13 protein-coding genes are annotated in these 19,193 nt (G+C 72.5%); 8 read left to right on the plus strand and 5 right to left on the minus strand.

Annotation, left to right across the window (positions count from 1 at the left end; genetic code table 11):
* Nucleotides 1-28 precede the first annotated feature (28 nt).
* The 3 genes from ACFYYJ_RS35630 (at nt 29) to ACFYYJ_RS35640 (ending at nt 3,510) form a co-directional block, all read left to right on the plus strand.
* On the plus strand, nt 29-625 hold the full coding sequence (locus ACFYYJ_RS35630) for a rhomboid-like protein (protein ID WP_385129088.1): 597 nt from the start codon (nt 29-31) through the stop codon (nt 623-625).
* Between the two features lie 62 nt (nt 626-687).
* A complete protein-coding gene (locus ACFYYJ_RS35635) occupies nt 688-1,482 on the plus strand; it encodes a tyrosine-protein phosphatase (RefSeq protein WP_389138338.1) in 795 nt (264 codons plus the stop codon).
* 120 nt (nt 1,483-1,602) lie between these two features.
* Nucleotides 1,603-3,510, plus strand: a complete 1,908-nt coding sequence (locus tag ACFYYJ_RS35640) for a hypothetical protein (RefSeq protein WP_389138340.1) — start codon at nt 1,603-1,605, stop codon at nt 3,508-3,510.
* Nucleotides 3,511-3,596: 86 nt separating this feature from the next.
* On the opposite strand, the gene ACFYYJ_RS35645 is transcribed toward ACFYYJ_RS35640, so the two are convergent.
* Nucleotides 3,597-3,929 (minus strand): hypothetical protein, encoded by a 333-nt coding sequence (locus ACFYYJ_RS35645; protein WP_389138342.1) that lies wholly within the window; start codon nt 3,927-3,929, stop codon nt 3,597-3,599.
* 136 nt (nt 3,930-4,065) lie between these two features.
* On the opposite strand from ACFYYJ_RS35645, the gene ACFYYJ_RS35650 reads away from it, so the two are divergent.
* From ACFYYJ_RS35650 to ACFYYJ_RS35665, 4 genes are read left to right on the plus strand one after another with little or no spacing between them, the layout of a single operon-like run.
* Nucleotides 4,066-4,989, plus strand: a complete 924-nt coding sequence (locus tag ACFYYJ_RS35650; RefSeq protein ID WP_385129096.1) for a metal-dependent hydrolase — start codon at nt 4,066-4,068, stop codon at nt 4,987-4,989.
* Nucleotides 4,986-6,032 (plus strand): PDR/VanB family oxidoreductase, encoded by a 1,047-nt coding sequence (locus tag ACFYYJ_RS35655; protein ID WP_389138344.1) that lies wholly within the window; start codon nt 4,986-4,988, stop codon nt 6,030-6,032. Before ACFYYJ_RS35650 ends, ACFYYJ_RS35655 begins: the two co-directional genes overlap by 4 nt.
* 24 nt (nt 6,033-6,056) lie before the next feature.
* Nucleotides 6,057-6,770: a TetR/AcrR family transcriptional regulator gene (locus ACFYYJ_RS35660; protein ID WP_385129101.1), complete on the plus strand. Its 714-nt coding sequence runs from the start codon at nt 6,057-6,059 to the stop codon at nt 6,768-6,770.
* Between the two features lie 40 nt (nt 6,771-6,810).
* Nucleotides 6,811-7,347: a GNAT family N-acetyltransferase gene (locus ACFYYJ_RS35665; RefSeq protein WP_385129103.1), complete on the plus strand. Its 537-nt coding sequence runs from the start codon at nt 6,811-6,813 to the stop codon at nt 7,345-7,347.
* On the opposite strand, the gene pulA is transcribed toward ACFYYJ_RS35665, so the two are convergent.
* Nucleotides 7,334-12,760: a pullulanase-type alpha-1,6-glucosidase gene (gene pulA, locus ACFYYJ_RS35670; RefSeq protein ID WP_389138349.1), complete on the minus strand. Its 5,427-nt coding sequence runs from the start codon at nt 12,758-12,760 to the stop codon at nt 7,334-7,336. The genes ACFYYJ_RS35665 and pulA overlap by 14 nt on opposite strands.
* 103 nt (nt 12,761-12,863) lie before the next feature.
* On the minus strand, nt 12,864-14,603 hold the full coding sequence (locus ACFYYJ_RS35675) for a carbohydrate-binding module family 20 domain-containing protein (protein ID WP_389138352.1): 1,740 nt from the start codon (nt 14,601-14,603) through the stop codon (nt 12,864-12,866).
* A gap of 507 nt (nt 14,604-15,110) precedes the next feature.
* Here ACFYYJ_RS35675 and ACFYYJ_RS35680 point away from each other — a divergent pair.
* Nucleotides 15,111-15,983: a GyrI-like domain-containing protein gene (locus ACFYYJ_RS35680; protein ID WP_389138355.1), complete on the plus strand. Its 873-nt coding sequence runs from the start codon at nt 15,111-15,113 to the stop codon at nt 15,981-15,983.
* Between the two features lie 576 nt (nt 15,984-16,559).
* On the opposite strand, the gene ACFYYJ_RS35685 is transcribed toward ACFYYJ_RS35680, so the two are convergent.
* Both ACFYYJ_RS35685 and ACFYYJ_RS35690 read right to left on the minus strand, forming a co-directional pair.
* Complete coding sequence (locus ACFYYJ_RS35685; RefSeq protein ID WP_385129112.1) at nt 16,560-17,588, minus strand: LacI family DNA-binding transcriptional regulator; 1,029 nt, start codon at nt 17,586-17,588, stop codon at nt 16,560-16,562.
* The gene (locus ACFYYJ_RS35690; RefSeq protein WP_389138359.1) at nt 17,576-19,192 is read right to left on the minus strand and encodes a glycoside hydrolase family 13 protein; all 1,617 of its coding nucleotides are present in this window, start codon (nt 19,190-19,192) and stop codon (nt 17,576-17,578) included. Before ACFYYJ_RS35690 ends, ACFYYJ_RS35685 begins: the two co-directional genes overlap by 13 nt.
* Between the last annotated feature and the right edge of the window lies 1 nt (nt 19,193).

Below are 19,193 nucleotides of genomic sequence, written 5' to 3' on the forward strand. Positions count from 1 at the left end.
CCGGAGGGCCGTATCCGATCATGGGGCGGTGAATCCGATTCCTCTGGGAGTGGCGTATTCCGGCGGTGTCCAGCTCGGGGCGCACGCCCTGGACCGGCTGGAGCCGGCCGAGCGGGAGCGGCTGCTCCGGGACTGCTCGACGAACGTCGACAACCTCGCGGCCGGACGCTGGGAAACACTGCTGACCAGCGCGCTCGTCGTCGAGGAGCCCATGCCCCTGCCGTACGCGCTGCTGCTCGTCGCGGTGCTCGGATACGCCGAGTACGCGTACGGCGCCTGGTGGACGGCGGCGGTGTTCCTGTTCGGGCACGCGGCGGCGACCCTCCTCGTGTACGGCGCCCTGCGCAGGACGACCGATCCGCAGACCCGGGGCGCGCTGGACGTCGGTACGAGCTACGGGTTCAACGCCGTACTCGGCGCGCTGACCTCGGCACTACCGCGCGGAGCGGTGCGCACCTCCGCCCGGATCGGGCTGCTCGCCCTCGCGGCGGCGCCCGTGGTCAAACGCGGCAGGACGTTCACGGACGTCGGGCACCTGGCGGCGCTGGGGATCGGGGTCGGGATCTCGCTGGCCCTCGATTGTCTTTCCGATGCGAAACACCGGAAAATGACACGAATCGCCTGAACTACCTGAACCACGCCTACCGCTCGAACCAACCGCATACCGCTACCGCCGGAGCCGCCACGATGACCGCCACGCCCTCCACCACCGTCGCCAACCTCCGCGACCTCGGCGGTACCCCGCTGACCGGCGGCCGCACCGTACGCTCCGGCCTGGTCCTGCGCTCCGGACAGCTCGACCGGCTCGACGTCGACGCCGACCCGGTGGTGGCCGCGCTGGGGCTGGCCACCGTCATCGACTTCCGCAGCACCGCCGAGCGCACCGACCACCCCGACCGGGTTCCGGCCGGGGTGAAGTCGCTGGTCTGCGATGTGCTGGCGGACAAGATGAGCTCCGGCAAGATGCCCGCGGCCGCCCAGCTCAAGGACCTGCTGTCGGATCCGGTGGTCGCGGAGGAGCGCCTCGGCGGCGGCAAGGCGCAGGCCCTGTTCGCCGACGTGTACCGGTCCTTCGTCGGCACCGCCTCCGCCCAGGCCTCGTACCGGATGCTGCTGGAGGAGCTCGCCGACCCGCAGGCGGGCCCGCTGCTCTTCCACTGCACGGCCGGCAAGGACCGTACGGGCTGGGGCGCCACGATCATCCTGTCGCTGCTCGGCGCGGACGACGAGACCCTGATGGCCGAGTACCTGTCCGTCAACCCGGCGGTCAAGCAGGCCTTCGCCCCGATGATCGAGGGCTTCACCGCGGCCGGCGGCGACCCGGACATAGCGCTCGCCCTGATAGGCGTCTTCCCCTCCTACCTGGAGGCCGCGCTGGACGAGGTCGAGACGCGCTACGGCTCCATGGAGAAGTACGTGCGCGAGGGGCTCGGCGTGTCCGACGAGAAGGTCGAGGCGCTGCGCGCCCGGCTGATCGCCTGACGGCGACGCTCCACCCCGCGGGCGCCGGCCGCGGACCCCACCCGCGGGTGACCATCCGACCATTCGCTCGTTCTGCTGAACGTGACTGCGCCGGATACCGCCACCCGCCCCCCGTCTCCCGTGACGCCCGACGTCGAGCAGGCCGAGGCCGCCATCGTCGAGCACTACCCGCGGCTGGTGCGGCTCGCCTACCTGGTGCTGCCCCCCGCCCTCGGCCGCAACCGCCGGGTGCTCACCGCCCACTCTCTGGCCCAGCGGGCGCTGCCGCGCGGCCGGCGGGACGCGGTGGCGGCCGCCGCGGCCGTGCAGGGCGGGGTTCCCGGCGGGGTGCCCGGTCAGCGGAACGGCGGGTCCGGCGACCCGGGTTACGCGTACGTGCGACTGCGCGTGCTGCGCGCCGCGCTGGAGGCGGGGATCCCGCTGACGTTCCGCGCCCTGCCGCGCCGCGCGCAGCTCCCGCCGCTGCTCCCCCAGGTGTGGGGGCTGCGGCTGTTCCCCCGCTCGGGCGGGGCCGAGGAGCTCGCCCTCGACCAGTGGCTGGCCACGCTGAACGGGCCCGGCCGGGCCGCGTGCGCGCTGCGGGCGCTGGAGCGGCTGCCGGAACCCGAGGTGCTGCGGGTGCTCACCGAGGCCGGGGTCGCGGATCCGGCCGCCGCGGTCACCGAGTCGGGGGACCCGGCGAACGACGCCCTCTTCGCCTCCCCCGAATTCGACCCGTGCGTGCTCCAGGCCCGGCCCACCGACCTGCTGCGCCGCCGTCGTCTCGTGCGGGCCGGCCTCGCCGCCGCGGCCGCCCTCGCGGTGTGCGGGACCCTGCTCGCGCTGCCCGGCGGGGGGTGGGGCGCGGACGGCGCGGCCGCGCCGGTGTACTCCCGCAACGCCGCGGCCGAGCAGGCCCTGGATCCGGCGAAGCTGGTCCGCGCCGAGGCCGCGCTCTGGCGGGCGTCGTCCCGTACGGACTTCTCCACCTGGCCCGCCCGCGGTGACCGCGCCGCCGACTCCGCGCTGCTGCGGCGGGCGCTGGCCGTCTGGGCCCGGCCCGGCTCCTCCGTGGTCGTCTCGGCGACCCCGGGCACGCCGTCCGGGCCGCCGATGGGTCCGGCGCAGCTGCTGTTCGCGGGCGCCGTCGACCAGGCCGTGGTGGTCCTGCTGTACGACGGCCTGCGCGTGGTCCGTTACGCCGAACCGCGTACGGGCTCCGCGGGCGCCGCCCTCGACTTCGCCCGGACCGACGGCGCTTCGGCGGACACCGCCACGGCGCTGGTGCTCAGCCGGGTCGACGGCAATGTCCGCTACCTGACGGCGCCCTGGGTCACGGGTGCGGCCCTGCGGGACCTGCTCAAGCCGGGTGATGCCCCGGTGGCGCTGAAGCCGACCGCGGACGGGGTGACCCCGCCGGTGCCGGGCCCCGCTCCCGCGGGCAACTGCACGAGCTGGAACGCGCTGGCGCTGACCGGTGACGGCGCCACCCGGCTGATCACCGACCTCGGCGAACTGACCCCGGCCCGGCTGACGTCGGGCGCGCCGGGTGCGGAGCGGGACGTGACGGAGGGGGCGGAGCTCGCGGACTGGTCGAAGATCGCCTGTCTGCTCCCCTCGGTCCGCTCGCACGGGGTCCGTACGGTCAACGCCTGGACGTACGCGAAGCAGCCGCTGCCGGAGGGGGACGGGACGGCGACCTGGCTGTGCACGCGGGCCGAGACCTGGCAGGGCGCGGCGGACCGGGTGCAGGCGCAGTTCCTGACCCCGGGAGCGACGCTCGCCGCGCAGGCGGCCAAGGCGGAGGGTTCGCCGGCGTGCGGATCGCGGGAACCGCGGGTGCTGGCGGGCGTGCTGTGGAAGTCCCGTGCGGGGCAGTGGTACGTACTGGCCGCGGGCAGCGCGCAGTTCGCCTCGCTGTCGGTGTCGGGTGGCGGGGTCAACGGGTCCGTGAACGGCAACCGGCTGGCGGTGAAGGCCAAGGAGGGCGCGCAGGTGGACCTGTCGGGCAAGCTGACGGACGGGTCGAAGGCGGGGGTGCTGCGCTAGCCCCCGCCCGCCGGTCGGGGCCGTTCGCGGAGAAGGGCCCCTCCTCCGGTTTCCACCGGGAGGAGGGGCCGGCTGCGGCGGCGCGGTCAGGAGCCGGTGGGCAGGACCAGCTCCCCGGTTCCGCCCAGGCCGTCGACCGGGCCCGCGAGGGCGGACACGGTCTCGGGGGATTCCGCGATGCCGTCGGCCACTCCGACGGTGAGCGGGGAGGCCTTCAGGGTCTCGACGTTGCCGTGGTCCCCGATGCGGTCGAGGCCGAGGTCGTGGTGGGCCTGCCCGAAGACGTCGGCGGTGGCGGTCGCCGCGCCGACCTTCTGGGGGGTCGTGGCCGTACCCGTGTCGGCGGAGGCCACGGGGGCCACGGCGGCAAGGGCGGCAGCGGTCGCGAAGCCGGTCACCAGCATGTTCTTGATCTTCATGCCGGGACCAACGAAGGGTCCCGGCTTACGTCACGCCCGCGTCAACCCCCAGGCCGCGCGGGCGGCTCCGGCCGCGCATGCAGGAAGTGGGCGCAGAGGGCTTTTCCTCTCCACTACCCATCAGTACATTGACGCCATGTCTAATACGCCGCTCGCGCCCGCCCCCGTGGCGTCGGAACACATGGACCTGAACCCCCGGAACGTGGCCTTCCGCTGGGAGGACACCCCGCTCCACTGGCTGCCGAACGACCCGTTCGCCGGGCACATGATCAATGTGCTGCACCTGCTCCTGCCGGCCGGCGAGCGGTGGTTCGTCCACGTCTACAAGCAGGTGCTCCCGCACATCACGGACGAGCGGCTGCGCGCGGACGTCATCGGCTTCATAGGCCAGGAGGCCATGCACGCCGCCGCGCACGACGACGTGCTCCCCCACCTCAAGCGGCTGGACCTGGACCCGACCCCGTACACGGCGCAGGTGGACTGGCTGTTCGAGAAGCTGCTGGGCGACCGGACCCTGCCCCCGGGCAAGGCCCGCCACTGGTGGCTGATGGAGCGGGTCGCGATGATCGCCGCGATCGAGCACTACACCGCGTTCCTCGGCGACTGGGTGCTGAACGCGGACGAGCTGGACCGGCGGGGCGCCGACCCGATGATGCTCGACCTGCTGCGCTGGCACGGGGCGGAGGAGGTCGAGCACCGCTCGGTGGCCTTCGACCTCTTCATGCACGTGGACGGCAACTACCGCCGCCGGGCCAGGACCTGGGCCACGGCCTTCTCGGCGCTGGTCTTCCTCTGGCAGCGCGGGGTGCGCTTCTTCATGGAGAACGACCCCCACCTCGTCGACGGCAAGGCCTCCTTCGGCCAGTTCTTCCGGGCCGGACAGCAGGGTGTGCTGCCCTCGACGGGCGCCATGCTGAAGTCCATCCCGAAGTACCTCTCCCGTACGTACCACCCCTCGCAGGAGGGTTCGACGGCGCAGGCGGTGGCCTACCTCGCCTCCTCCCCCGGGGCCAACGGCGGGCTCGCCCCGCACGCCGCGCCGGCCGGGACGAAGGCATGAGGCGCGCCCTCGCCGTCACCGCCGTCGCGGGCGCCGCCTGGGTCGCCAAGCGCGCGCTGAGCCGCCGGATCGGGAAGTCCCCGCTCTGGCCGCTGCCCGCCCTGGAGACCCCGGTGTCCGGCCACTCCCCGCGCCGGACGCTGCGCGCGCTGATCGTCTCGCGCGGAGAGGCCGCACAAGGGGTGCTCCGGCTCACCGTGGAGTCGTCCGAACTGCCGGCCTGGACCCCGGGCGCGCACGTGGACATCACCCTGCCCTCGGGGCTGGTCCGCCAGTACTCGCTGTGCGGGGACCCGGCGGACTCCGGCCGGTACACGATCGCGATCCGGCTGATCGAGGACGGCCGGGGCGGCTCCCGGGAGGCGCACGGCCGGCTGGTGGAGGGCGCCGAGCTGGAACTGCGCCCGCCGCGCAACCGGTTCGAGCTGGTCCCGGCGGCCTCGTACGCGTTCGTCGCGGGCGGCATCGGGATCACCCCGATCCTCCCGATGCTCCGGGCCGCCACCGAGGCGGGAGCCGACTGGACCCTGCTCTACGGGGGCCGTTCGCGCGCCTCGATGCCGTTCCTGGCCGAACTGGCGGCTTACGGGGAGCGGGTCACGCTCGCCCCGGAGGACGAGACGGGGCTGCCCGACCTGTCGGTGCTCGCCTCCGTCCCGCCCGGGACCCTGGTCTACTGCTGCGGACCCGAACCCCTGATGGCGGCGGTCACGGCGGCCGCCCCGGATCCGGCGGCGGTGCACCTGGAGCGTTTCGCCCCGGCGGGGGCGCCCGGCCCCGCACGGCCCTTCACGGTCGAACTGCACCGCTCGGGGAGCGAGATCGAGGTCGGTGCGGACGAGTCGGCCCTGGCCGCGGTCCGCCGGGAGTTGCCCGCCACCCCGTACTCCTGCGAGCAGGGGTTCTGCGGGACCTGCCAACACCGGGTGCTGGCGGGCGAGGTGGACCACCGCGACGAGCTACTCACCGACGGCGAACGCGAGGATTCGATGCTGCTCTGCGTCTCGCGCGCGAAGGGGGACCGCCTCGTCCTGGACCTCTGACCGGTCCGAAGTAGGGTGTCCCGCATGACAACCGGCGTGCGGCGCAGGATGGGTGTCGAGGAGCGGCGGCAGCAGCTGATCGGGGTTGCCCTGGAGCTGTTCAGCCACCGCTCGCCCGACGACGTGTCCATAGACGAGATCGCGGCGGCCGCGGGGATATCCCGGCCGCTCGTCTACCACTATTTCCCCGGCAAGCTGAGCCTGTACGAGGCCGCGCTGCGCCGGGCCGCCGACGACCTCGCGGCGCGTTTCGACGAGCCCCGGGAGGGGCCGCTGGGGGCGCGGCTGCTGCGGGTGATGGGGCGGTTCTTCGCCTTCGTCGACGAGCACGGGCCGGGTTTCTCGGCGCTGATGCGGGGTGGTCCGGCGGCCGGCAGCAGCCGCGCCAACGCCATGATCGACGAGGTCCGGCAGGCCGCCTACGAGCAGATCCTGACCCATCTGGGCATCGGGGTCGAGGATCCGCCGGCCCGCCTCGAACTGGTGGTGCGGTCCTGGGTGTCGCTCGCCGAGTCCACCGCGCTGATCTGGCTGGACGGGCGGCGGATCCCGCGCGCCGAGCTGGAGTTGCAGCTGGTGCACGACTTCGCCGCGCTGGCCGCGGTGAGCGCCGCGTACGACGCGGAGATGGCGGGGATCCTCGTACGGATCCTGGCGGACGAGCCGGCCGACGGGCCCTTCGGGGAGCTGGTCGGGCGTCTCGCGCTGCTGGTTCCGGGAGCCCCCGCCGCTCAATGATCTTGTGGCGCCCCCTCCCCCCTTCACCGATAATGCCCGCGTGATCATTGACGACGGGATCTTGTTCCGGCAGGCCGTGGAGAAGGACGCCGGCACCCTGGTGGCCCTGTACGACCGGGCGGCGCGGTGGATGCAGGCCAACGGGATCGACCAGTGGAAGCCCGGCGACAAGGACGCCGACCACTTCCGCGCGCGGATGCGCGACGGGGAGGTGTGGCTCGCCGGGGACCCCGACGGGCGGGTGATCGGCGCGTACGAGTTGTGGTGGTCCGACGAGGAGGCCTGGGGCGTGCAGCCGCCCGTGGCGGGCTACGTGCACCGACTGATGGTGGAACGCGAGGCCGCGCCCGCCGGATCCGGGCGCCGCATGCTCGAACACGCCGAGCGGCGGATCGCGGGGACCGGACGGGAGCGGGCGCGGCTGGACTGCGTCTCCACCAACCCCCGGCTGCTCGCGTACTACCAGGGTGCGGGCTACCGGGTGGCCGGGGAGTTCCCCCACAAGGAGGGGAAGGACGGCAAGATCTACGGGGTGATCCTGCTGGAGAAGCGGCTGGACCGGCTCACCGCCGTGTGAAGACCGAGACGGTGCGGGCCGGGACGGTGAACTCTCCCGTCCTCGTGTCGTAGGCGGACCGCTTGACCGTGGCGTCGGAGCCGGCGGCCTGGACGGGGTGCAGGGCGTAGCCGGTGCCCGCGAGGGAGGGTACGCGCTGGGGCTGCTCGGTGGTGGTGGCGTTGAACACCACCACCAGGTCGCCGAGGGTCATGGTGATCACGCCCGGGGTCTCGTCCTTGCCGGAGAGCGGGAAGGCGAGCCGGTTCTGGACGGCTTCGGCCGTGGCGAGGGCGAAGTCGGGTTCCGTCGTACGGATCCTCAGCAGGTCCCGGTACGCGGCCGAGGCGGCGGTGACGTCCGGGCAGCCCGGGGCCGGCTCCGTCAGGAGGGGCTTGGCGTGGAGCCACTTGGAGGCGTTGTCGGCGGCCGGGGGCAGGCCCCGCCCGAAGCCGTTGCCGTCCCGGCAGTCCCAGTGGACGGCGTTGAACCAGTCGCCGCTGTCGTAGGAGTTGCGGTCGAGGGACTTGGAGCGGAGCAGGTCCGTGCCCGCCTGGGAGAGGGCCGGGCCCTGCGAGAGGGCGGCCGTCGCCATGGCGAGGACCTGCGCGCGGGCCCGGTCGGCGGTGCTCGTGCCGGTGGGCAGCTTGTAGGCGAGGGCGTCGTACAGGGACTCGTTGTCGTGGGCGTCCGCGTAGGCGAGGGCGTCGCCGGGGGCGGCCGCGTAGCCGGCCGGGGCCCCGTTGTAGTCCACTTCGGAGCCCTTGACGCGGCGGCCGGTGCTGTCGGTGAACGCGTACGGGGCGAGGTTGCCGGACAGCCCGACCTTGATCAGGTCCTGGTCGTGCAGGAGGCGGGCCTTCTGCTCGGCCGGGGTGCCGTTGGCGGGTGACGCGTTCGGGGCCGTGAACAGGCCGGAGGCGAAGCCCTGGACGCGCGGGTCCTCGTCGAAGGGGCCACCGCCGCGGACGGCGTCGCGCGCCCGGTCGGAGAAGGTGGCGATGCCGGTGCCGGCCATGTTCTTCTGCGTGGCCTGCACGAAGCGGGCGTCGTCGGCGACCTCGCCGAAGTTCCAGCCCTCCCCGTAGAGGACGATCCTCTTGCCGTCGACCCCGTCCTTGGCGGGGGTGAGCTCGTCGAGGGCCTTGCGGACGGCGAGGATGTTGGCCTTCGGGTGGTGGCCCATCAGGTCGAAGCGGAAGCCGTCGACCTTGTACTGCTTCGCCCAGGTGACGACGGAGTCGACGACGAGGCGGCCCATCATGGCGTTCTCGGGGGCGGTGTTGGCGCAGCAGGTGGAGTTGGCGACGCTGCCGTCGGCCAGCAGGCGCTGGTAGTAGCCGGGGACGATCCGGTCGAGGACGGACTTGTCGCTCTGTCCGGCGGCGACGGTGTGGTTGTAGACCACGTCCATGACGGTGCGCAGCCCGGCCCCGTTGAGGGACTGGACCATGCGGCGGAACTCGACGGTGCGGGCCGTGCCGTCGGGGTCGCTCGCGTAGCTGCCCTCGGGGACGGTGTAGTGCAGCGGGTCGTAGCCCCAGTTGTAGGCGTCCTTGGCGGCCGCGGCGGCCACGCAGGCCTGCTGCCGGTCGGAGTCGGGCGCGTACACCTTGAGGTCGCAGGCCGGTTCGGTGCGGTCGGCGGCCTTCTCGGGGATGGTGCCGATGTCGAAGGCCGGGAGGAGGTGGACGTACGAGGTCCCGGCGGCGGCCAGGTCGCGCAGGTGCCGCATGCCGGCCGAGCCGGTGTCGGTGAAGGCCAGGTACTGGCCGGGGTGGCCGCTGGTGCGGTCCGCGACGGAGAAGTCGCGGATGTGGAGCTCCTGGATCTGCGCGGAGGTGAAGGGGACGGGCGCGGGCTTGCGCAGGTCCTTCCAGCCGGGCGGGGCGAGCTTCGGGTCGGCGAGGTCGACGACGAGGCTGTGGGTGGAGTCCGCGGTGAGGGCGGTGGAGTAGGGGTCGGTGACCAGGTTGCGGACGACCTGTCCGGTGCTGGGGGCCCATACGGTGACGGCGTAGCGGTAGCGCTTGCCGGTCCAGTCGCGGTCTCCGCGCACGGACCAGACGCCGGTGGAGTCGTCGCGGCGCATCGGGACGGTCCGGGCGCCGCCCGTGCCGCCGTCGAGTTCGAGGGAGACCTGCCGTGCGGTGGGGGCCCACACGGAGAGGGTGGGCCGCCCGTCCTTGAAGACCGGGCCGAGGGCGGCCGTGTTCGCGTACAGGTCGTCCAGCACCCCGGCGAGCTGTACGCCGGTCGCGGCCAGGACGGCCCCGTTCGCGGCGCGGGCGCTCGCGACGAGCTGCCCGCGCAGGGCGTCGCGTACGCGGCCCCGGTCGCGGGGGTCGACGGTGAAGGCGGCGTACGCGGCCAGGTGCGGGAACTTCTGCTTCTGCGCGGCGGTGAGCTCGGTCTTCGTGAGGCGCAGCCACTGGGCGCCGGCCTCGTCGAGGGTGCCGCCCGCGGCCTTGATCGCGCCGTCGCGGGAGGCGAGGAGCTGCACGGAGGCGGCGGAGGCGGGGGCGTTCCAGGCGAGGGTGTCGCGGTCGATCCACACGGCCTGGGCCTTGGTGAGGTCGAGGGCGGCGGAGGAGCCGGCGGGCTGCGGGAGGAGGTACTTCTCCTTGCCGCCGAGCATCCAGACCTCGTGTCCGGTGGCCTTCAGGTCGAGGGACTGGTCGGAGGGGAGGTCCTTCTCGTCGCCCTTGTGGAGGATGTAGCTCAGGGAGGTCGCACCGGCCCCGAGCGGGACCTCGTACACCGCGCCGTAGGAGTCGGTGCGGACGGGCATCAGCGGCTTGGACCAGTCGGTGGGGTTCGCGGCGCCCGTCCAGACGTGCAGGCCCCAGCCGTCGTAGGCGCCGCCGGGGCGCTGGTAGTGCAGGACGGCTTTGGTGGTGTCCTGCGGCGGGTGGGCGGGCGGGTCGGTGCGGGCGGGTTCCTTGCCCTGCTCCAGCCAGACCTCGCCGGTCTTGGTGACGTCGATGGTGCGGTCGGCGGAGACGTCCTTGTTGCCGTCCTTGTCGATGACGAGGTAGCCGACGGAGGAGGCGCCGGGCTTCAGGCGGACGTACGCGAAGGCGCCGTAGGCGTCGCGGCCGGTGAAGCCGTGGCCCTCCGGCCAGGGGGTCTGCTCGCCGTCGGCGATGTCGCCCCAGGCGTAGAGCCGCCAGTTCGCGTAGTCGCCGTCGGGCCGGTTGTAGTGGACGACGGCGTAGTCGCGCTGGGTGGCGGTGGGAACGGGGACGGGCGGGACCTGGCCGGTGACGGACTCGGCGAGGGCGCTCGCGGTGCGGCCGGCGGAGTCGACGACGACGGCCTTGTAGCGCAGGGCGGCGCCGGCCGTCGTGGTGGCGTCGATGTGCTGGGTGACCTTGTAGGGGGCGTGGTCGGCGGAGCCGAGGACCTGCCAGGGGCCGTTGCCGGTCTGGGCGGCGAAGACGACCCGGTCGAGGGCGCCGGGGCCGCGGCCGGGGCCGGTCACGTCGGCGGAGAGCTCGACGGTGCCGGTGGCGCCGGGGGCCGGGGCCTTCAGGGTGAGGGCGGGCTTGGCGGTGGGGGCGGGGAGGGGGGCCGCGCCCTGCAGCACCACCGAACCGAAGGCGGGGACGGAGACGGTGAGCTTGCCGGCGGCGGAGGACCACGTGAGGGCGGTGCCGCCGGCGCCGTAGAGGGTGCGGTAGAGGGCGCCGGCCGGGGCGTCGAGCTCCACGGTCCTCGCCTCGGGGCCGTTGTTGGCGGCGACGAGGTACTCGGTGCGGCTGCGCGCGTCGGTCCGGGCGAAGGCGTAGACCGACCCGTCGGCGAGGCGTTCGCTCTGGACGCCGTCGCGCAGGGCGGGGTGGTCCTTCACCAGCTTCGAGAGAGCACTGATCTGCTTGTAGAGCGGGTGACCCTGATCGTAGGCATCGCTCGCGTGCGTGCGCGCCGTTCCGAGCTGGTCGTCGTCGAGGTAGTCGGCGACCTTCGACGCGAACAGCGGCTGGCGGGCGTCCTTGTCGCCGCCGGCGCCCGTGAAGCCCTGCTCGTCACCGGAGTAGATCACCGGGTTGCCCCGGGAGAAGAACATCAGCTCGTTGGCGAGCCGGTACCGGTCGAGCAGCTCCTGCTCCCCCGCCCCCGGCCGGTCCTGCTTCAGGAAGGTCCCGAAGCGGCCCATGTCGTGGTTGCCGAGGAAGGTCACCTGCTCGTACGCGTTGGCCTTGTCGGTGGTGTACCGGTAGTCGTCGGCCAGTACCGAGCCGAGCCGCGAGGCCGCCGCGCCCTGGGAGGCGTACGCGCGGATCGCGTCCTGGAGCGGGAAGTCGAGGGTGGCGTCGAGCCGCCCGCGCGTCACGTACGGGGCGGTGACGGCCGTGTCGGCGGAGTAGACCTCGCCGAACATGAAGAAGTCCTTGCGCCCGTGCCGCGCCGCGTACTTGTCGAGGGCCGTGGCCCACTGCGTCCAGAACCCGGTGTCGACGTGCTTGACGGTGTCGATGCGGAAGCCGTCGATGTCGAAGTCCTCGACCCACTTCTCGTAGATCTTCTCCATCCCGCCGACGACCTCGGGACGCTCGGTCCACAGGTCGTCGAGGCCGAAGAAGTCGCCCTGGTCGGAGGATTCGCCGGCGAAGGTGGAATCGCCCCGGTTGTGGTACATCGCCGGATCGTTGAGCCAGGCCGGGACCTTCAGGTTCTTCTTCGCGTCGGGCACGAAGGGGGTCCGCGGGAAGGATCCGGCGTCGACCGCGGGGAACTTCCCCTTCCCGTCGGCGTAGTCGGAATCGTCGAACGGCACCCCGTCCTTCGTCAGGTACGGGAAGGCCCCCTTCGACAGGTAGGAGTACGACTGCTCCCGGTAGTCGACGACATCGGCCGTGTGGTTGGTGATGACGTCGAAGAAGACCTTCATCCCCTTCCGGTGGGCCTTGTCGATGAGCTTCTCCAGGTCGGCGTTGGTGCCGAAGTGCGGGTCGACCTGGGTGAAGTCCGTGATCCAGTACCCGTGGTAGCCGGCGGACACGTCGGTCCCCTTGCCCTGCACCGGCTGGTTCTTGAAGATCGGCGCCATCCAGATGGCGGTGGTGCCGAGTCCCCTGATGTAGTCGAGCCGGTCGGTGAGCCCCTTGAGGTCGCCGCCCTGGTAGAAGCCCTTGTCCGTCGGGTCCAGCCCGGTCTCCAGACGGCTTCCGGTCAGGCCGCCGCGGTCGTTGCGCGGGTCGCCGTTCGCGAACCGGTCCGGGAGGACGAAGTAGAACTGCTCCCGGGTCAGGTCGTGGCGGGCCGGCTCGGCGGCGAGCTTCGCGTCCGAGGGCGGGGCGGGAGGCCGTGCGGCCGCGGCCGCGGCCGGGAGCGCGGGCAGGAGGGTCACGGCCAGGGCGGCGGCGAGGGCTCCTGCGGCTGGGCGTATCAAGGCGGATCTCCTTGTGTACGGATCGCTTGGACAGCGCATGGATGAGGGCCGCCCGGCCTGGGGGTCCCCCGGACGGAGTCTGGGGGACGGGGAGGATGGTGCCGGGCGGCCCTGGTCGGTGGGGCGGGCGGTTCGGCGGAGTTCAGCCGCGCCAGGTGTCGTTCAGCGTGACCTTGCCGCTCGCGGGGACGGTGGCCGTGCGGTTGGCGCCGCTCTCCCAGGTGACGTTGCCGGCGGCGTCCTTGCGGACGTACTTGTACGCGAAGGACGTGCCGGGCGGGAGCGTGACGTCGAGCTTCCAGACGGGGTAGGCGGCCGGGTCGAGCTTGAGCGCGCCGCCGGTGTTCCAGGCACCGAGTTCGGCGCGGTCGCCGACAACGTGGATGTTCTGGCCGGGAACGGTGGTGGCGTTGACGGCGAAGGCGGCTCCGGTCGCCACCGGGGCCGGGGCCGGGGTACCGGAGCAGGTGCGGGCGCCCACGTGCAGCGCGACGGCGGTCCCCGCCCCGAGCGTGGCGGTGAACCGACCGCCGGAGTCCACGGTCACCGCGCGCCCGCTCTGCACGTCGCAGTAGTCGCCGGCCGGGAGGGAGGTCTGGAAGGTCCGGCTCAGGGCGCTCGTCTCGTGGTTGATCGCCACGTACGCCTTGGAGCCGCGCCCGAAGGCGATCTGATCGCCGCCGTTGTCCCACCAGTCGGTGACGGCCTGCCCGCGGGCCGTGTTGCGGAAGGCGACCATGGAGGAGATCTCCCGCCAGGCGTGCTGGCACTTCCACCCGTCGGAGTAACAGGCGTTCACCGTACCGCCGTTGGGCGGCCCGGCGTCCTTGTCGGTCCACTCGTAGCCGGAGTGCACGTCGGGGGATCCGTAGGGCCAGGCCAGCATGAACACGCCGGCGAGCGTGTAGGCGGAGCCGTCCTTGTAGGTGAGGGTGTCGCCGCCGCGCTCGGTGTCGTGGTTGTCGACGAAGACACCGGACTGCGCGCTCGGCATGTACCCCCAGGCCTCGCCGAAGTTCTTCAGGTAGGCGAGGTTCTCGTTCTGGAAGACGCGCTTCAGGTCGCGGGCGTACCGGAACTCCTGCACGTCGCCGTTGCCGAGGTACTCGGAGGGCGAGACGGCCTCGCCGGCGCCGTAGATGGCTTCCTGCTTCCAGTACACGGAGGGGTTCGTCAGCCGGGACTTGATGTTCGCGAGGTCGGCGGCGGGCATGTGCTTGGCGGCGTCGATCCGCAAGCCGTCCACCCCGAGGGACAGCAGGTCGTTGAGATACCCGGCGATCCGGCCGCGGACGTACTCCTCGCCCGTGTCGAGGTCGGCGAGCTGCACGAGCTCGCAGTTCTGGACGTTCGCCTTGTCCTGGTAGTTGGAGATCGTCGCCCGGCAGTCGTCCATGTCGGACCCGGAGTAGGTGCCCGGGTAGTCGTACTTCTTGTAGGTGGAGCCGCCGGTCCCGGTGTAGGTGGCGCCGGCGTCCGCCGGTCCGGCCATGTGGTTGATCACCGAGTCGGCGACGACCTTCACGCCGGCGGCGTGGCAGGTGTCGACCATGCTCTTGAAGGCCGTCCGGTCGCCGAGCCGCCCGGCGATCTTGTAGCTGACGGGCTGGTAGGAGGTCCACCACTGGCCGCCCTGGACGTGCTCCTGGGGCGGCGACACCTGCACGTAGCCGTATCCGGCGGGACCGAGGCTGTCGGTGCAGGCCTTGGCCACGGAGTCGAAGCGCCACTCGAAGAGGACGGCGGTGACGTCCTTCTGCCCGGGGGGCACGGCCTGCGCCTGCGGCGCGACGGCGGTGAGGGTGCCTGCCGCGAGTGCGGCGGCGGCGAGTGCCGTGGTGGCGCTGAAAAGAGTTGCAGCTCTGGCGGCTCTGGCAGGCATGCGGGGGCCTCCTGGCGGAAGAGGTGGGGATTGGAGCGACCGTAGGTGCCAGGCAGGAGGGCTGCAAGGGTTTGCGCAAGAGATTGCAGAATTGTTTCCGAGGCGTGTCCGCTGGACGGCGCCCCTGGACTCGGGCCCCACCGCGGCGAGTTCACCCCTCGGCACACGCCCGCGATTCCGTCCCTGTTCGGGCAGCGGCCGGCTTCACGGCCCGCACCGCCGGGGCGGTACCGATGATTCGATTTCAATTCGCTCCTCATTTCTCAGCGTCTGCGACCCGTCTGGGGCTGGTCTCGCACCGGATCGCCACGCGCTTCTCCTCGACGGCGTCCGGTGGCCGTCCGGGGTGACTCAAACTCCTCGACAACGTGGAGAGCAGGCTGGACAGCTTCATCGCGGCAGGCCGCCGGGCCCTGGAGGTCCACCCGACCGGAGCGGGCACAGGATGTCGGGTGCGGCAGGCTGGGTGCTTCCTAACGTGGTGATCGAAAGGGAAGGAGACCGGGGTTGCTGGATCGGCTGAACCAGGCCATGGAACACATCGAGGGTCACCTCGACCGGGACATCGACGTGGCCGCGCTGGCGCGGATCACGGTCACGTCGGAGTACCACTTCCGGAGGCTGTTCTCGTCGCTGGCGGGGATGCCGCTGTCGGAGTACGTCCGACGCCGTCGGCTCACGGTCGCGGGGGCCGAAGTCCTGGCCGGCAGGCCGACCTTGTTGGAGATCGCGATCCGCTACGGCTACGCCTCGGGCGAGGCCTTCGCCCGGGCGTTCCGCGCCGTGCACGGCATCGGCCCCGGCGAGGCCAGGCGTACCGGCGCGGCCCTGACCTCGCAACCCCGGTTGTCCTTCCGCCTCACCGTCGAAGGGAACAGCACCATGCGCTACCGCATCGTGGAGAAGGAAGCATTCCGGGTCGTGGGCAGGAAGGCCCGCGTCCCGCTGATCTACCAGGGCGTCAACCCGCACATCGCCGAGCACATCCGGAGCATCCCGCCGGAGAAGATGCTGGAGATCGCCAAACTCTCGGACCAGGACCCGGAGGGCGTGGTGTCGGCGACCGTGCGCCTGTCGGACGGCTTCGAGGAGGGCAGCGAACTCGACTACTACCACGCCGTGGTCACCACCACCCCCGAGCTGCCCGAGGACCTCGACGTACTGGACTGCCCGGCGGGCACCTGGGCCGTGTTCGAGAACACCGGCCCGTTCCCGCAGGCCCTACAGCAGATGTGGGGCGACGTGGCCGCCCAATGGATGCCGTCCAACCCGTACGAGTACCGTCCGGGACCGGAGATCCTGCGTACCCGCCCGTCACAGGACGACCCGGCGCAGTCCAACGCACAGCTGTGGATCCCGGTGACCCGGACCACCCTCTGAGACGTCGGCCAACGACCGCCCCTTTGACCCGCCTATCAGCCCCAGACGGGTCGCGGACGCTGAGAAATGAGGAGCGCGTAGCGATGTGACGCGCCCTTCCCCCCGATGGGGCGCTTGTGGTCGGCATTTGGGGCGGGGTGGCCGCCTGCCCGGCCCGGCCGGTGGTCTGGAGGGGCTGATGGGGAGCGGGCCCGCTGGGCCGGAGTCGGGTCGGACATCGCTGTCCCGCCCGGTGGTTGCTGTTCCTCCCGGCCCGTTCTTTTGGGGGTTTCCCGTTGGTCCTTGTCTTTCCGTGGCGGGTCGGTCTGTCAAGGGTCGCCGAAGGCGATCGCGCAGCGACGCGACGACGAAGGAGGAGCGCCCTTGACAGGCCGGCCCGACGCGGAAGGACAGTGGGACCGACGGGAAACCCCAACCCTCTCTGGCTGCCGACCGGCCGGGGCGCCGACCACCCCCACCCCCCGACCGCAGGCAAGGGGGCGGGTGGGCAAGCACGGGCCAAGGGAGCCGGGCCGAGGGTGCAGAAGTCCCGATCGCGCGTGAACCCGTACCGGCACCCCTGAGACACCGGCCCCCCTAAGACACCGGCGCCTGCCCCGTGGACCCCCGCACCACCAGCTCCGGCTGGAAGACGTACTCGGTCCTCTGGACCGGGGTGCCCGAGACCGCCTCCAGGAGGGCGCCCACCGCGGCCGTGGCCATCGCGCGGACCGGTTGGCGGACCGTGGTCAGTGGGGGGTCCGTGAAGGCGATCAGGGGGGAGTCGTCGAAGCCGACCACCGAGACGTCCTCCGGGACCCGCAGGCCGCGTTCCCTCGCCGCCCGGATCACGCCGAGGGCCATCGGGTCGCTGCCGCAGACGATGCCCGTGCAGCCGCGTTCCAGCAGGGCCATGCCCGCGGCGTGGCCGCCCTCGACCGTGAACAGGGTGCGCTGGACCAGGCCTTCGGCGTCCGCCGACGGAACGGCGGACAGGAAGCCCTGCTCCTTGCGTGCCGACGGGACGTAACGCGTCGGCCCTATCGCGAGGCCGATCCGCCGGTGGCCCAGGTCCTCCAGGTGTCGTACGGCCATCTCGGCCGCCGCCCGGTCGTCCGGGGAGATGAAGGGCGCGTTGACGGCCTCGTTGAAGCCGTTGATCAGGACGAAGGGGACCCCGCGCGCCGCCAGTCGCTGGTAGCGGGACGGATCCGCGGACGAGTCGGCGTGGAGGCCCGACAGGAACACGATGCCCGTGACCCCGCGCTCCTCCAGCTGCTCGACCAGCTCGTCCTCCGTCGCCCCGCCCGGGGTCTGCGTGCACAGCACCGGCGTGTACCCGTGCCCGGCCAGCGCCTGCTCGATGACCTGCGCGAACGCCGGGAAGATCGGGTTGGTGAGCTCCGGGATCAGCAGCCCGACCAGGCCGTTGCTGCGCCGCTTGAGCCGTACGGGACGCTCGTAGCCCAGCAGGTCCAGCGCGGCCAGCACCTTGTGACGGGTGCCGGCCGCGACGCCCGCCTTGCCGTTGAGCACGCGGCTGACGGTCGCCTCGCTGACCTGGGCCTGCGAGGCGATGTCCGTCAGCCGCAGCGGGGAGCCCGACGGGGAGGTCACACCTGCCACCACACCGTGCTGTCGGCGGGGAGGACGTCCGTGTCGCCCGCGGACAGCACCGTGCTGGCCAGGAGGACCCGGGTGCCCGGCGCCGCCGGCATGCGGACGTCCTCGGCCGTCGTGTTGGCCGTGCACACGAAGTCCCCGCGGCGGAAGGCCAGTACGCCCCGCGGCGCCTCCAGCCACTCCACGCCCTCGCCCGCGCCCAGCTCCGGCCGCTCGCGCCGCAGGCGCAGGGCGGTGCGGTACAGCTCCAGGGTGGAGTCGGGGTCGCCGGTCTGGGCGGCCACGCTCAGGCCGGCCCACTCGGCCGGCTGGGGCAGCCAGCTGCCGCCGGTGCCGAAGCCGTACGGGGCCTGGTCGCCCGACCACGGGATCGGCACGCGGCAGCCGTCGCGCAGCCCGTCCTGGCCGTTGGCCTTGAAGAAGGAGGGGTCCTGGCGCACCTCGTCCGGGAGGTCGGTGACCTCGGGCAGGCCGAGTTCCTCGCCCTGGTAGACGTACGCGGATCCCGGCAGGGCCAGCATCAGAAGCGCGGCGGCGCGGGCCCGGTCCAGGCTGCCGTAACGGGTGCGGTGGCGCACGACGTCGTGGTTGGACAGCACCCAGGTGGTCGGGGCGCCGACCGGGCGCATCGCGTCGAGGGACTCGTCGATGGTGGCGCGCAGCGCCTCGGCGTCCCAGCCGGTGTTCAGGTAGTGGAAGTTGAAGGCCTGGTGGAGCTCGTCGGGGCGCAGGTACAGGGCGGTGCGGTCGGCGCTGGGGGTCCAGGCCTCGGCGACGCCGATGCGGTCGCCCGCGTACTCGTCCAGGACCTTGCGCCACGACCGGTAGATCTCGTGGACGCCGTCCTGGTCGAAGAAGGGCAGCACCTGGTTGCCGAGGAGCTTGAGCTGCTCGCCGCGGCCGAGGTCGGGCAGACCGGGGGCCTTGACGAGGCCGTGGGCGACGTCGATGCGGAAGCCGTCGGCGCCGAGGTCGAGCCAGAAGCGCAGGATGGAGCGGAACTCGTCCTGGACGGCGGGGTGTTCCCAGTTGAAGTCGGGCTGTTCGGGGGCGAAGAGGTGCAGGTACCACTCGCCGGGGGTGCCGTCCGGCTCCGTGACGCGCGTCCAGGCCGGACCGCCGAAGATCGACTCCCAGTCGTTCGGCGGTTCCGCGCCGTCGGCCCCCCGGCCCGGGCGGAAGTGGAAGCGCTCGCGCAGTGGCGTGCCGGGGCCTTCGCGCAGCGCCTGCTTGAACCATTCGTGCTGGTCGGAGCAGTGGTTGGGGACGAGGTCGACGATGATCCGCAGGCCCAGTGCGTGGGCTTCGCGGATCACGGCGTCGGCGTCGTGCAGGGTGCCGAACATGGGGTCGATGGCCCGGTAGTCGGCGACGTCGTAGCCGGCGTCGGCCTGCGGGGAGGCGTAGAAGGGGCTGAGCCAGACGGCGTCGACGCCCAGTTCCTTCAGGTAGGGCAGTCGGCTGCGGATGCCTTCGAGGTCCCCCATGCCGTCCCCGTTGGAGTCGGCGAAGCTGCGCGGATAGACCTGGTAGATCACCGCTTCTCTCCACCAGCCGGGCAGGGTGCCGGTGGAGGTGGGGAGTGCGTCGGCGAGGTGCTGGGTCATG

Origin of the sequence: Streptomyces sp. NPDC002467 (genome assembly GCF_042889825.1) — a bacterium.
Lineage (GTDB): Bacteria > Actinomycetota > Actinomycetes > Streptomycetales > Streptomycetaceae > Streptomyces.